At 61.7% G+C, this 13,338-nt stretch carries 15 protein-coding genes, 1 tRNA gene and 1 pseudogene; 13 read left to right on the top strand and 4 right to left on the bottom strand.

From position 1 onward, the window contains the following. Nucleotides 1-104 precede the first annotated feature (104 nt). Nucleotides 105-746 carry a deoxyribose-phosphate aldolase gene (gene deoC / locus ACT3HL_RS14190; RefSeq protein WP_445087426.1) on the top strand — a complete coding sequence of 214 codons (642 nt, stop codon included), beginning with the start codon at nucleotides 105-107 and terminating at the stop codon, nucleotides 744-746. Nucleotides 747-761: 15 nt separating this feature from the next. Here deoC and ACT3HL_RS14185 read toward each other — a convergent pair whose 3' ends face one another. Continuing rightward, nucleotides 762-932, bottom strand: coding sequence for a DUF5786 family protein (locus ACT3HL_RS14185; protein WP_445087425.1), 171 nt, complete (start codon nucleotides 930-932; stop codon nucleotides 762-764). Nucleotides 933-1,201: 269 nt separating this feature from the next. Between ACT3HL_RS14185 and ACT3HL_RS14180 the strand changes: the two genes are divergently transcribed. Continuing rightward, a complete protein-coding gene (locus ACT3HL_RS14180) occupies nucleotides 1,202-1,858 on the top strand; it encodes a TRIC cation channel family protein (protein ID WP_445087424.1) in 657 nt (218 codons plus the stop codon). Between the two features lie 126 nt (nucleotides 1,859-1,984). Here ACT3HL_RS14180 and ACT3HL_RS14175 read toward each other — a convergent pair whose 3' ends face one another. Further along, on the bottom strand, nucleotides 1,985-2,575 hold the full coding sequence (locus ACT3HL_RS14175) for a TetR family transcriptional regulator C-terminal domain-containing protein (RefSeq protein WP_445087423.1): 591 nt from the start codon (nucleotides 2,573-2,575) through the stop codon (nucleotides 1,985-1,987). A gap of 185 nt (nucleotides 2,576-2,760) precedes the next feature. Here ACT3HL_RS14175 and ACT3HL_RS14170 point away from each other — a divergent pair, with 185 nt between their 5' ends. The 5 genes from ACT3HL_RS14170 (at nucleotide 2,761) to ACT3HL_RS14150 (ending at nucleotide 8,797) form a co-directional block, all read left to right on the top strand. After that, entirely contained in the window at nucleotides 2,761-3,360 is a 600-nt protein-coding gene (locus ACT3HL_RS14170; RefSeq protein ID WP_445087422.1) for a TetR family transcriptional regulator, read from the top strand. Beyond that, complete coding sequence (locus ACT3HL_RS14165; protein ID WP_445087421.1) at nucleotides 3,360-4,844, top strand: MATE family efflux transporter; 1,485 nt, start codon at nucleotides 3,360-3,362, stop codon at nucleotides 4,842-4,844. Before ACT3HL_RS14170 ends, ACT3HL_RS14165 begins: the two co-directional genes overlap by 1 nt. Nucleotides 4,845-6,663: 1,819 nt before the next feature. After that, nucleotides 6,664-7,086: a DUF5805 domain-containing protein gene (locus ACT3HL_RS14160; RefSeq protein ID WP_445087420.1), complete on the top strand. Its 423-nt coding sequence runs from the start codon at nucleotides 6,664-6,666 to the stop codon at nucleotides 7,084-7,086. Then, a complete protein-coding gene (locus tag ACT3HL_RS14155; RefSeq protein ID WP_445087419.1) occupies nucleotides 7,076-8,143 on the top strand; it encodes a tyrosine-type recombinase/integrase in 1,068 nt (355 codons plus the stop codon). Before ACT3HL_RS14160 ends, ACT3HL_RS14155 begins: the two co-directional genes overlap by 11 nt. 141 nt (nucleotides 8,144-8,284) lie before the next feature. Then, nucleotides 8,285-8,797, top strand: a complete 513-nt coding sequence (locus tag ACT3HL_RS14150) for a pantetheine-phosphate adenylyltransferase (protein ID WP_445087418.1) — start codon at nucleotides 8,285-8,287, stop codon at nucleotides 8,795-8,797. Between the two features lie 130 nt (nucleotides 8,798-8,927). Here the strand turns inward: ACT3HL_RS14150 and ACT3HL_RS14145 are convergent, their stop codons facing one another. Further along, nucleotides 8,928-9,236 (bottom strand): transcription initiation factor IIB family protein, encoded by a 309-nt coding sequence (locus tag ACT3HL_RS14145; protein ID WP_445087417.1) that lies wholly within the window; start codon nucleotides 9,234-9,236, stop codon nucleotides 8,928-8,930. A gap of 82 nt (nucleotides 9,237-9,318) precedes the next feature. Between ACT3HL_RS14145 and ACT3HL_RS14140 the strand changes: the two genes are divergently transcribed. The 6 genes and pseudogenes from ACT3HL_RS14140 (at nucleotide 9,319) to ACT3HL_RS14115 (ending at nucleotide 12,765) form a co-directional block, all read left to right on the top strand. Next, nucleotides 9,319-9,401 (top strand) — tRNA-Leu (locus tag ACT3HL_RS14140). A 507-nt stretch (nucleotides 9,402-9,908) separates the two neighbouring features. After that, nucleotides 9,909-11,114: an ABC transporter substrate-binding protein gene (locus ACT3HL_RS14135; protein WP_445087416.1), complete on the top strand. Its 1,206-nt coding sequence runs from the start codon at nucleotides 9,909-9,911 to the stop codon at nucleotides 11,112-11,114. 281 nt (nucleotides 11,115-11,395) lie between these two features. Further along, nucleotides 11,396-11,629, top strand: coding sequence for a hypothetical protein (locus tag ACT3HL_RS14130; protein WP_445087415.1), 234 nt, complete (start codon nucleotides 11,396-11,398; stop codon nucleotides 11,627-11,629). Nucleotides 11,630-11,638: 9 nt separating this feature from the next. After that, nucleotides 11,639-11,875 (top strand): annotated as a pseudogene (locus ACT3HL_RS14125) (DUF7552 domain-containing protein); the annotation flags it as partial. Nucleotides 11,876-12,108: 233 nt separating this feature from the next. Beyond that, nucleotides 12,109-12,276 carry a hypothetical protein gene (locus tag ACT3HL_RS14120; protein ID WP_445087414.1) on the top strand — a complete coding sequence of 56 codons (168 nt, stop codon included), beginning with the start codon at nucleotides 12,109-12,111 and terminating at the stop codon, nucleotides 12,274-12,276. A 36-nt stretch (nucleotides 12,277-12,312) separates the two neighbouring features. Continuing rightward, on the top strand, nucleotides 12,313-12,765 hold the full coding sequence (locus ACT3HL_RS14115; protein WP_445087413.1) for a metal-dependent transcriptional regulator: 453 nt from the start codon (nucleotides 12,313-12,315) through the stop codon (nucleotides 12,763-12,765). An 11-nt stretch (nucleotides 12,766-12,776) separates the two neighbouring features. Here ACT3HL_RS14115 and dpsA read toward each other — a convergent pair whose 3' ends face one another. After that, a complete protein-coding gene (gene dpsA / locus ACT3HL_RS14110; protein WP_445087412.1) occupies nucleotides 12,777-13,307 on the bottom strand; it encodes a DNA starvation/stationary phase protection protein DpsA in 531 nt (176 codons plus the stop codon). Between the last annotated feature and the right edge of the window lie 31 nt (nucleotides 13,308-13,338).

The following is a 13,338-nucleotide window of genomic DNA, read 5'->3' as shown; positions in this document are numbered from 1 at the left end:
GTGACGCCCCGAAGCCGCGAGTGCCACACCCGACGCACTGAGGCGCCGCGCCCGACACAGACACCTCCCCCGCGCTTTTTGCCGGTCGACACCGAGTGACCGCTATGGACCGATCCGAACTCGCCGCGCGCATCGACCACACCGTACTGGGGCCGACGACCGGCGCTGGCGACGTCGAACGCGTCCTCGAGGAGGCGGCGCAGTACGGGATGAACGCCTGCATCCCGCCGTGTTACCTCGCCGAGGCCGTCGCGCACGCCCCGGACGTCACGCTCGCGACCGTCATCGCGTTCCCGCACGGGCAGCACTCGACGGCCGCGAAGCACGGCGAGGCCGTCGACGCCTGGCAGTCGGGCGCGGACGAACTGGATATGGTGCTCAACGTCGGCCGACTGAAAGCCGGCGACGACGGCGCCGTCGCCGAGGACATCGCGGAGGTCGTCGCGGCGGTCCCCATCCCGGTGAAAGTCATCATAGAGACGGCGCTCCTGACGGACGCTGAGAAACGCCGCGCCTGCGAGGCCGCGGTCGAGGCGGGCGCCGATTTCGTGAAGACCTCGACGGGGTTCGCAACCGGCGGTGCGACCGCCGCCGACGTCGAGCTGATGGCGGAGTATCTCCCGGTGAAAGCCAGCGGGGGCATCGGCTCGTACGAGGACGCGATGGCGATGATCGACGCCGGCGCCGAGCGCATCGGCGCCTCCTCGGGCGTCGCGATCGTGGAGGGACTCCCCGGGGAGAAGTAAGACAGACTGTTCCGGTTACTCTTCGCGCATCTCGCCCAGCCGGTCGACCAGCGCGTCGGTGTCGACGTCGGATTCGACGTTGACGTCGCCGTCGTGGTCGTGCTCGTGGACGTTGACGGCCTCGCCCTCGTCCGCCTCGGTGGTCTGCTCCTGCTGTTCGGATTCGTCGTAGCTTCCGAAGCCCATACCCGCCGGTGCCGCCGGACACAGATGAACCACACGAACCGAGCGGTGATCGGCAGCCTGTCCCACGGTTCGTGTAGACGCGGAGCGAGGCGATACCGCGCCGCGGGGGATACCGTGTTCCAAACGAGTCCCCTGCTACTCACGTGGAGCCGGTTGTGGCGCGTGCAACTGCGTGCTCCCGATCGATCGACGTCGTGCGATAACGCGGGTGCGGTTCGAGACGGTCCGGAGACGAAGCGCTCATCAGCGCCGCGATCGGAGTGTCACCCGTGACGCAGGCGCTCCTCGAGTCACTGTTCGTCGACCCATTCGCCGCGATGAACACGGTCGGACTCGTCGCGTTCGCGCTGGTCGGCGCGACCAAGGCGATACGCGAGGAGTTCGATCTGTTCGGGGTGACCGTGGTCGGCCTCGCCACGGCGTTCGCCGGCGGGATGACCCGCGACCTCCTCGTCGATCGGGTTCCGCTCGCGCTCAGCTCACCCGTCGAGATCGGTCTCGGCCTGCTCGGCGTCGGGCTGGCGATCGGCGTGAGCGCCGCACTCGAGCCGGCCGACGGCCACCCCCTGACGCGGCTCTCGGACGCGATCGGGCTCGCCGCGTTCACGACGACGGGCGCCATCGTCGCAACGCAGGCCGGCATCCCGGCCTTCGGCGTCGTCGCGACCGCGACGATCAACGCCGTCGGGGGCGGTGCGGTCGCGGATATCCTGCTCGACCGATCACCGTTCATTCTGCTCGACGATTTCTACGCCAGCTGCGCGGTACTGGGTGGTAGCACGTACTGGGTGGTCGTCGCCGCCGGTGGTACGGGCGGCACCGCTGCGGCGGTGTGTGCAGTCACGGTCGTCGGAACGCGGATCGCGGCGCTCATCTATGGCTGGTCGCTCCCGTCAGCGCGAGTTCTGACCCTGACGCGCGACTGATATCCTGCCGCGGATAGGGTGGAGTCCTCAACTATCGTAGCGGTTGCACGTCTGTACACACTCGACCGCACGACGGCGTGCGGTCGGCTGTGCAATCAGTTGCAACCGCTACTATGTCCGAGACCGTCACCGTAACACCGCATCGACGTACTCACCCGCAGTCCGCCGGGCCGTTACGAGGGCTCCGAGATCGTCCAACACCACTGCCCGGGTCCGACCCCCGTCGATAATCGTCATCAGTGAGCGGGTTACGTGTTCGGCGTCGACGTCGGTGAACGCTCCTTCGTCGATCCCGTGATTGACCGCCGCTTTGAGCAGATACCGAACGTACTCGTCGTTCTGCGCGAACCGATCGCGGAAGGCCGTCTTGTACGGCGCCTGACTCCGCATCTCCAACAACGCGACCGAGAGATCGGGGTTCTCCTGTGGTTTGACGAGGAGCTCATCGAGCAGCAGTTGCAGGCGCTCCTCGGGGTCGGTCGTCTCGACGTCGCGTATCGAATCGACGAACCGCTCCAGCAGATAATCGAGGAACGACGCGAGGAGTTGGTCCTTCGTATCGTAGTAGTAGTGCACTGCGGCCGTGGACTTCCCGTATTCGTCCGCGATCCGCTGTATCGTGAGGTCGGCGTACCCATATTCGCGAAGCGCCCGATAGGTGGCCTTCATAATCGCCTCCTCAGACTCCGAGAAGGTCCGGTCCGCTGGGTCGGTCATCAGACACTGCTTTTTCGTGTGGTTGGATAACGGTTGTGGCTCAAACGGTCGATCGTGGACAGATTACTTATTGATTAGTCAGATCAAATACCGAATTTAGCCCACTATTTGTGCGTTTCACAGAGGTAAGTTCTCTCCCGAAGCCTTTTTGACTAACTAGTCAGTAAGTTAGGGTAGCAACCGAAATGGACGACGATACAGCCACCGAAATTCTCGAGGCGACGTACCGGGCGCTCTGCCAGCAGGGGTACGCCGACCTCACTCTCGAAGATATCGCTTCGGAGGCAGGCCGGAGCAAAGCATCCATCCACTACCACTACGACAGCAAAGAGAACCTCTTCATCGAGTTTCTCGATTACCTGTACGAACGATACGCTGCACAGCTTCCGTCAGCTGACGGCGGTCCCCCGCGTGGACAGCTCTATGCGCTCCTCGGGACGGCCCTGACTGATGAGGAAGCCGCGCCCGGGCAGGAGTTTCGAACCGCGCTACTCGGAGTGACCGCACAAGCGCCGTACGACGACACCATCCGGACGCGACTCGCGACCTTCGACGAGATGCTCCTCGAGCGGATGCGGGAGATCATCGCTGCCGGCGTGGAGACGGGGGAGTTCACTGCGACGATCGAACCCGCCGCCGCTGCAGAGTTTCTCGTAACCGCCCTCACGGGAGCCCATACTCGGCGTGTCGCCGCCGGTCATTCGACTGAGACGCGCTCCGAGGCTGTCACGCGGTACGCCGAGAGACACCTCCTCGCAGACGAGCTATCGGAGGCGACACCCTAATGGGAGTTCGAAGTCTCGTTCGTTCGCTGTTCAGGGGCCCCGAGGAATTCGACCTGACATCGGGCAGCATCGGTAAGCCGCTGTTCTTCCTGTCGATGCCGATCGTCGCGACGAATCTCTTCCAGACGGCGTACAACCTCGCCGACACGTTCTGGCTCGGCCAGTACAGCACGGACGCTCTGGCAGCGATCAGCTTCGCGTTCCCGATGGTCTTCCTGCTCATCTCGCTCGGGATGGGCATCTCCGTCGCCGGCAGCGTGCTGGTCGCTCAGTTCACCGGTGCAAACGAAGACCGCGAAGCCGAATACGCCGCCTCACAGACCGTGACGTTCGCCGCCATCGCCTCAGTCCTCCTCGGCGGCATCGGCTACGTCGGCGTCGACTCCTTCCTCAGTCTGTTGGGCGCCTCACCGGACGTGTTGCCGCTGGCGACGAGTTATATGGAGGTCATCTCGCTCGGACTGCTGTTTATGTTCGGATTCGCCGTTTTCGTCGCGCTTATGCGCGGTTACGGCGACACGATCACGCCGATGCTCGTGATGTTCGGGTCGGTCGTGCTCAACATCATCATCGATCCCTTCCTGATCTTCGGGTGGACGGTCGTCGAGAACGCGCCGCTCGTGGGCACGCTTTCGTTCCCCGAACTCGGCATCCGAGGCGCGGCCATCGCTACCGTGTTCTCGCGCGCACTCGCACTCGTCGTCGGCTTGGCGATTATGTTCCGCGGGAACCGAGGGGTCGAGATCCACCTCCGCGATATGCTCCCCGACCTCTCGTATCTCCGTCGCCTTGTTCGCATTGGCCTGCCGGCGTCCATCGAAGGGACTGGGCGAGCAGTCTCGATGAACCTGCTGTTGGTCATCGTTGCGATGTTCCCCGATACGGTCGTGGCCGCATACGGCATCGGTACGCGCGTGTTCTCGGTCGCCTTCCTCCCCGCGCTCGCCGTCGCCCGTGGCGTGGAAACGATGACCGGGCAGAACATCGGGGCCGACAAACCGGACCGAGCGGAAAAAGCGGCGGGGCTAGCGGCGAAAGTGCTCTTCGGGGTCCTCACGGCGGCTGGGATCGTCGCCTTCCTATTTCCAGAGCCCATCGTCTCGGTATTCGTGGGTGCTGATCAAGCGAACGCCGCCCAAGTCGTCGGTGTCGGTGCGGAGTTCATCCAGTACGTCGCGCTGACATTCGGGTTTATGGGCATTATGCGGGCGTACACGGGCAGTTTCCGCGGCGCCGGAAAAACGCTCACTGCCGCGGCGATATCGGTGTTGACGCTCGGCGTCATCCGTTTCCCAGTCGCGTTGCTCACTGCGGGCCCCCTCGGGGAACGCGGGATCTGGCTCTCGTTCGCCATCTCGAACGTCGCAGGGGCGATAATCGCGTACACGTGGTATCGACGAGGCACGTGGCGAGACACGGATTTTACAGATTCCCGCTTCGACCTCTCGACTACTGTCACGGAGGTCCCCTCAGACGGAGATTGAGAGCAAATCTACTCTGCCACGTCACTAACCCTCGGACTCCATTACACGGTCGCGATGTGGTCGACTGAGAAACAGTTGCAAACACTGCCCGCGGCGAACGCCATACCCCGAACTCGCACTGCCCAGAGCGTGTATTCGGCAACACTCACACTCAGATATATCAATTGTCTGTCAATATAGTTGGATACGTTTATTCACTACGCAGCCGTGGTTGATATAGCGAGATGCAATGTATGGGGTCGTCTAGCGACGTGGTTGATCCCGCCCGCCACGGTTGTCTGATACTGGTGATTCTTGACATCCCGTCCGCGTAAACGCGGAGGAATCTCGAGCGCAGAGAGTCAGGCCTTGGAGTTCACTCAGCGGATTATCGGTCCTTTCGGTGCGGGTAGTCCCCCAGCGCCTACTCCGGTGGACTGCTGGCGGTACCAAGCCGCTATCCGGTCCTTGGCGGTGGAGGGTGTTGTTGTGTGACGATGAATCCCGCGGGCATCAGCAGAGCCATAGGTATCGTGGCACTCGATTTGAGCAGCCGGCGCGTTCGCACTTCCTTCGAGGATGTGGCGTCCACCGCCTGCACGTTCGGATACTGTCTGTTAGGTGTGCGGACAGGCTTGGTTCAGAAATCAGGTATTTTCGTCACGAGAGAGTGACGCTCTCGGACGACCCCCAGAGGACAGTTCAGAATCCGCTTCGTTCCGACTGATTCCCGTCAACAGTACGATCTCCCGTCAGTAACTCACCGTAGGAAACTCGTGGCGAGCGTTGAACGGTGAGCTGTTATCACAAGCGACGGAGGATATCAGCGGCGTTCGTGGTGTTGTGCCTGTTCAGCCGATATCCCGCGAGAACACTGTGCGGAAAGACCGAGCTACTATCCCCAAAGCGGTGGGATTCATCGTGGATCCCGTTCCGGCCCGGCTAATGCGCGGAATAGCCTCCGTTCACGTGTGCCGCCTGATCCAGCTCGCACACTGATCAGATCTGACGAAATCTACCGCGATTTCGATCGACTGACGATTGCGTGGTCGTTTCCCTTGCGGCGCCGATTCGCGTGTAGAATTCCCCAGTGGTGTGGTCGACGCCGTCGATACACATCAGAGACGCAGATCGTGAACCCGCTGTAAAACTTAATCTGGAGTATCGATCACCGGACGAAACTATACACACTCCGCTGAGCCCGTTTTGTCTGTCCTCTTGACACTCTCAATCGAAGCGTTCCCCGTACGCTCTCCAAAACCGGACACCTGTGACGTCGAGCAAAATTACTTGCCTTGTGAGATAACCGATGCTGTGGAGATCGGTCGGCCCGAAAAACCACCCAGTTGCTATCTGCTAGATCCCCGTGTTCACCCCAATGACCCCCGGGGTAGTGTGTCCAAGACGCCTCTTCAAGAGATAAACGGTAGGCCTCGACTCGGGATACTGAACACGGTAATCGAGGTCAGAGCCTTCAGAATACACGGGCGCGTTTCGTCGTGTCGGGGGGCTATAGTAGCGTTTGCACGTCTTCACGCATCTGATCGCACGACTGCGTGCGATCGGATGTGCAATCAGTTGCAAACGCTACTGTAGTCGTAGCCGTCTTTCTCACACCCCTCTCGTCGAGACCCCGGGTCGTTTCTCTCCCAACCGCTGTGGCGAATCGTTACACCAGCTCAAAACTTAGATAGATTTCTACTATCACCCTCTCCAAATCTGTATTCACTACCACAAATAAATTAGATAGAGCGTAGATAGCGGATAGTATATTCACATCTAAGGTCTCTTATCTTCATATATGCATACACTGAAGTGATGGGCGTACGCAGGCGGAGTTATGGGTGTCGAGGACTCGAATGGGGGGCGAAAGACGGTGCTGACCTACGTCCCGGAGTACCAGAAAGAGCGTTGGAAAGCACACGCCGACGAATTGGGGATGAGTCAAAGTGAGTTCGTTCGGACGATGGTTCAGGCAGGTCGGCGCGATTTCGAGGTTCCCGACCTACCGGCAGGCGACGATTCGAAAGCGAATCTTTCGGGGGACGATGGGGGAAGTGACTTCGAGCGGCGGGTGATCGATGCGCTCGCGGACGGGGAGTCTCGCTCGTGGGACGAGCTGCTCGAGGCCCTCACCGCCGACGCCGAAGAGCGCCTCGAAGCGACGCTCCAGCAGTTGCAGTCCGCGGGGACCGTTATTTATAGCGGCCGGCGTGGAGGATATACACTGACTGACTCGTCGAGAGGTACCGATGAGCGTTGACTCCGAGAGTGAGCAGTCCGACGAGGATCCGATCGCGTACTTCTTACAGGATATGACGTACCACGGGAAGTCCGACCGGACGAGAGACGCCTACGAGCGCGTGTTGCGTCGGTTCGAGGCGTTTCTCGGAGATTCACCGACAACAGGCGGTGAAACCGAATCCATCGGGGACGCCTCCCATCGGGACTGTATGGCGTGGATTCATTCGCTCCGCCGCGAGGCGAACGCGGATAGCACAATCGCGACGTACGCGTCGTATCTCCACCGCTTTTACGCGTATATGACGCAGGTCGGCGCGTTCGAATCGAACCCGATGACCCTCGTTATGGAGGAAATGGACGAGCAGATCGATACGAACCCCTCCCGTCGGGAGATCACGCTCCCGTCGATGCGGCAGTTTCTGCGCGACGTGCCCCATCCGCTGGATCACGCGGTCGTCGTTACGCTCCTGAAAACGGGGGTTCGAGTCGGCGAGCTCTGTAACTTGGATCTCAAAGACGTCGCGCTCGACGACGACGAACCGCTGCGGAGCGTCTCCCACGACGGCGTCTCCTCGCGGCCGCAACTCGACGGTCGGGGGCCGTCGCTGTACGTTTCGGCGGAGCCGGAAGCCGGACGCGTCGTCGACGGCGAGGAGCGGGCGGCCTCCAACAAGCGAAAGCGATCGACGGTCGTCCCGATCGACGAGGAGTTAGAAACCGCACTCCGACGATGGCTCGCGATCCGGCCGGCGACGCGTTCGCCCGCCGAGCCGCTCTTTCTCAGTACCTCCGGGAGCTGGGGCGAGCGACTGACGCCCCACATGGTGCATCACCTCGTGGAACGACACGCGAGCGACGCCGGGTGGCACCGATCCGGCGGGAGCGCCGAGGAGAACGTCACCCCTCACTACTTCCGGCACTTCTTCACCACGCACCTCCGCGATAGAACGGGCGACCGTGGAATCGTTAAGTACCTCCGCGGGGACGTCGGCGGCGACATCATCGATACGTACACCCACAACTGGGGTGATCGCGTCCGCGAGACGTACGATCAGCACATCTACTCGCTGTACTGACGTCGCTTTCTCCGTCCGTACGAGTCCGTGTGAATCCTATAGTGCTATACAAAATTCTTCTGGCTGTTCACCGTCCGAGCACGCACCCGGTGCCCAACGCAGACCCGTCCCGTTTAAGTCTCGGGAGGACCTCGGCCGGGTATGCACGTCGCGTTGGGTGGGACGTTCGACCCGGTCCACGACGGACACCTCGCGCTCTTCGAGCGCGCCTTCGAGTTGGGCGACGTCACGGTCGGGCTGACCAGCGACGAACTCGCCCCGAAGACCCGCCACGTCGATCGATACGTTCGCTCTTTCAGGGACCGGCGGCAGGACCTCGTCGACGAGTTGTCACCGATCGCCGAGACGTACGGTCGCAACTTCGAGGTACGGAAGCTGGAGGAACCGACGGGGATCGCAACCGAACCGAAATTCGACGTTCTGATCGTCTCCCCGGAGACCCGCGACGGCGGCGAGCGGATCAACGAGATCCGCCGGGATCGCGGCCACGATCCGCTCGATATCGAAATCGTCGATCACGTCACCGCCGAGGACGGCGAGCGCATCTCCTCGACGCGCATCGTCCGCGGCGAGATCGATCGGCACGGAAACCTCACGCCGGATCGCGAGGGGCGCGGACCGAAGCGTCCCAGTGGCGACACTGACGGGGAGTAACGGTCCTGTTTATCGACTCTCGCTTGACGGGACGTCGGAGATCTATGAGAGCGCACGATGGTCTCTCTCACTACGAGCGCTCGGAAAATTGATCGGGGGACGGCATCTGGTGGGCGATCTCCTCCGAGAGTCACCACGACGGTGGCCGAAAGCCCGCCGCTTCGAGGACCGCCTTCCACCGCTGCTGGACGCTGAGCCGCGCGACGCCCATCGCGTCGGCCACGCTGGATTGGGAGCACTCTTCGCCGGCGATCAGCGCCCCGGCGTAGAGGCTCGCGGCCGCGACGGCGCGCTTCGATCGGTCCTCCTCGGGCGCCTGCGAGAGAAACATATCCGCGGCGTACGAGCGGGTTTCGGAGCCGAGTCCGAGCCGGTCTGCCCCGCGTTCGATCCGTTGAAGCCACTTTTCGTTGGTGACTTGGTCTCGGGCGCTGTACATACTGGCCCGTGGACGGCGCCGCATAAGAACCCTCCGCGCGGAGCGACAGGTTGATTTGGGAGTTCGGGCTAGGTGCACGTGCGCGCGGGTAGCCAAGCGGCCAACGGCGCAGCGCTTAGGACGCTGTGGTATAGACCTCCGCAGGTTCGAATCCTGTCCCGCGCACTCGGTGTCCCTCTCGTCTTGCGGTTTCACTCGTGCACCCAAAATTGACAGCCCCCCGCCTCAGGCGGGGTTGTAGCCTTGTACCCCGATAGTTACTACCCGGCGAAGCTCACGGACGCATCTGCGGCGTTGACGGGGCGACTGACCGACGGGAGTCTGCACGCTCGTGGGCGGGCCGCTGAAGCGCTCGGATCACTCGTACGTTCCGCGCCCGGCGAAGTGGCGATTTCGGTGGACGACGTGCTGGAGGTTGACGACGGAGAATAGACAGGAAGATGTGGTTCCTGACAGCATCGGGACGGGTGATGCGATTCGTGTGACTTCAGAGGGGATCGTCTGTGCGTCACGTCACCTGACGCTGTCGGTGAATGCCCGCACGTGGGCTTTCGCTGCCGGAGAACGGCCCGGAGATGTGCCCGCGGCGCGGTGTCCCGTACCGATCTCCCGCTGTTTTAGGCTGGCCTAACATTCGAAACGGCTTTAATCTTTTAGGTGTGCCTAAATCATATGGCACCTGACGCCGAGGACCGAGAGGCACCGACGCGGAGAGACTACCTGAAGTACGGCGGCGCAGTCGTCACCGGTGGGCTACTCGCTGGCTGTACAGGGGGCTCAGACGGTGGGTCGACCCCGGTTTCGACAGGGGCGGAGTCGGAGACTTCGACTCCGAGCACGACCGAGGATGCCGGTTATTCGGTAACGATGGAGCCGATGGGTACCGTCGACTTCGAGGAACCGCCGGAGACTTGGTCGGCGTTTCTCAGCACGTACGGAGATATGGGCATCGCACTGGGCAAAGCCGGTGGCCTCAGAGGGCTCTGGAATCCCGACACGATGCCGACGGCGTTTTACGACGCGCTACCGGGCGTGGACGTCTCGTTCGCGGACGTGGCGCCGATTGCCGAGGGCGGCGAATTCGACAAAGAGATCTTCTACGAACTGGACTGCGATGTTCACCTGATCGATCCCAACTGGCTCGGCGTCTTGGCCGACGACTGGAGCGAGAACGACGCTGAGGAGGTCGCCACCCAAGTCGGTCCGTTCCTCGGGAACTACATCCGACGACGCGGAGACGACTGGCACGATTACGGTTACTATACGCTCTATGAGGCCTTCGAGGTCGTCGCCGAGGCGTTCGACGAGACCGAGCGCTACGAGGCGTTCGCTACGATCCACGACGAGATGCTGGCGACCATCGAGGGGACGCTTCCGCCGACTCAGGACCGGCCGACGGTCGGCTTAGTGTCGGTCAACTCCGACTTCGAGGGGGGCTCGTTCTACGCCTATCCCGTCCAAGACGGGAACAACCACAAGCAGTACCGGGATCTGGAGATGCGCGGGGCGTTTGACGACCACATCGAGGGAAGCTACGCGGAGTGGGACTACGAACAACTGCTCGAAGTCGATCCCGACGCGATCGTGTTCCAATACGGCTTCTCGCACGTCTCGACGTCTGAGTTCGAGTCTCGGATGGAGAGTATGCGTGAGGACCCGATCGGCAGCCAGCTTTCAGCCGTCCAGAACGACCGACTCTATCGCGGTGGCGGCTCCTACCAAGGGCCGGTCATCAATCTCTTCCAGACAGAGGCAGCGGCGAGGCAGTTCTACCCCGATTCATTCGGTGAGTGGGACGGGATGGAGACGTTGCACGAAGATTCACTCACGCTATTCGATCCCCGGCGCGTCGCGGACATCATCAACGGAACTATCTGAGGATGCGAGACGAAGGACCCCACTCGGGAAAGCGAGACACCGCATCGCCATCGACCCAGTCGACTCCATCGCCCACGAGAGCCACATCTTGTATGCGGGCTCGGACGTGGGTCATTGCGGCACTCTACAACGACCCGGAAGACTACGGGATTCCGACGGTACCGACGTGGACCGTCTCTCGGACGGACAGTCGTGGTATCGCGTTGGCGGCGAACCCCGACGCGGACCCGTTCATACGCGCAGAGCAGCCTATGAAGATCCGGAGGTGACAATCAACTCGAATGACCGACGGGAACGCCACGGCCCGGTACGCCGATGAAATCACTCAGCACGGCGATCGTCGCGTGTGGGGAGGTAGCATTCGTGACGTGGTCAGCGACGAATCACGGCGGGCCCTTGATGTCGGGACCGACGCAGGGGTTCTTGTTGGCCGAACGCCGGTCGAGGACACGACGTCGTCGACCGTGAGTTCACCGGAGCAATACTCGATCGTCACCGGCCGAAAACCCGAATAACGATTCGCTATGGTTGGAAAAACGCTCGTCGAAATCCGCGATCACATCGAGGCGCTGGCCAGCGAGACTGGTGAGTACTACTTGATCTGTGCCCGGTACGGCGACCGCCCGGTTCCAGCCGCTGGGCTACGCTTCGAGAGTCGAGCAACCGCCAGAACCGCTGCTCAGGCGACCGAGCACTACCGGACCGCGCTCCGGCGATACGACCCGCAACTCCCGTACTACGACCTGATCGTTTGTCAGGAGTCGAAGCGCTCCACGCAGGATGGGAAGACGGCAACCCGAACCGCGCTGCAGAGTTATAGTAGCGTTTGCAACTGAGTGCGCATTCGATCGCACGCAGTCGTGCGATGGGATGAGCGAAGACGTGCAAACGCTACTATATTGTGTCGGGGACGTTGGTGCGGTGCACAACCCGTCGCGCTGATCTGCGTCTGGAACGGAACACTTTTCACTTTAGGTATGCCTAAAACAAGTATATGGCAGTGCAGTCACAGGCGAACCAAGAACTCGCCTCAGCGGAGGTCGACGAGTCAGGCCCCACCATCTCGGTGTGCGAAACGTGTCCGGGAACAGTCGTCTTTCTGGAAGCTGGAAATACTGACGGGTGGATCGCGACGGATACTCCAATCGAGCTGGAACAGTAATCGAGCGCCACCGCAATTGGTTTTGAGGGGTCGAAATTGACCGGGAAGACTGCACAGTATCTCGTTGTTATATACGCGCTCGAGGAGATGGAGGGACCTCCCGTCCGCTCAGGGCGGATTGCGCGACTGGTTGATCGCTCGCCATCGGCGACGACCGAAATGATACAGCGACTCGCAGAGAACGGACTCGTTGAACACGAACCGTACACCGGTGTCGAATTGACTGAGGAAGGGCGGGAACGAGCGGCTGGTCTGTATGAAACACACGTGACATTCTGCAGGTTTTTCCGCGACGTCCTCGAACTTGACGACTACGCCCGAGAGGCCCTACTCCTTGCTGGGGTCGTGGACCGCGAGATCGCCAAACGGTTAGAAGGAACGATTCTCCCGCCAGACGACGTTCGCTCGAAACCAATCCGTCTTCTTCCTTCTGACCACTCCAACTCCGCAGACGGAGAACCGCAGAAAGATACGTCTCCGGGCAGTTAGTCGGTCGTGGATTACCGGACGAGCGTGTCGTCTTCGAGGTAGTGATCGATGATGTGCGCGTGCTCTTCGAGGTCCTCTAACTGTTCGCGGAGCATCTCACCGGTCGCGTAGTCGCCGAGGCCCTCGGCGAGCTCGATGTGTTCGCGGTAGCTCTCGATGATTTCGCCATACATCTCCATATCGTTCTCGAAGGACGTGCGGATGTCGTAGACGTCTTCGTCCTCGGGTTCGACCGTGGCGGCCTCCGAGAGCGCCCCCATACTGGCGTTCGGGACGCCACCGATGGCTTGGATGCGCTCGGCGACGTCGTCAGCGGCCTCTTCGACGTCCTCGTAGGCTTCTTGGAGGAAGCGGTGGATCCCGAGATGCTCTGCACCCTCGACGTTCCAGTGGTGCTTGTGGAGCTGGTGGTACAGGACGTACGCGTCGGCGAGGTCCGTGTTGAGTGCCGTGACGATTTGTTCGGCCTTCTCCTCGTCGAGCCGTACGGGGTTCTCGTGGATGCTACCGGCTTGCCTGCGGACGGTTTCTTGGGTACTCATTGCGGTTGTACGTAGGCGTCCAAACCACTTA

The sequence above is a fragment of the Halobellus sp. GM3 genome (assembly GCF_052545375.1).
The sequence above is the reverse complement of the archived record's forward strand: the minus strand, read 5'-3'. Positions and strand labels throughout refer to the sequence as shown.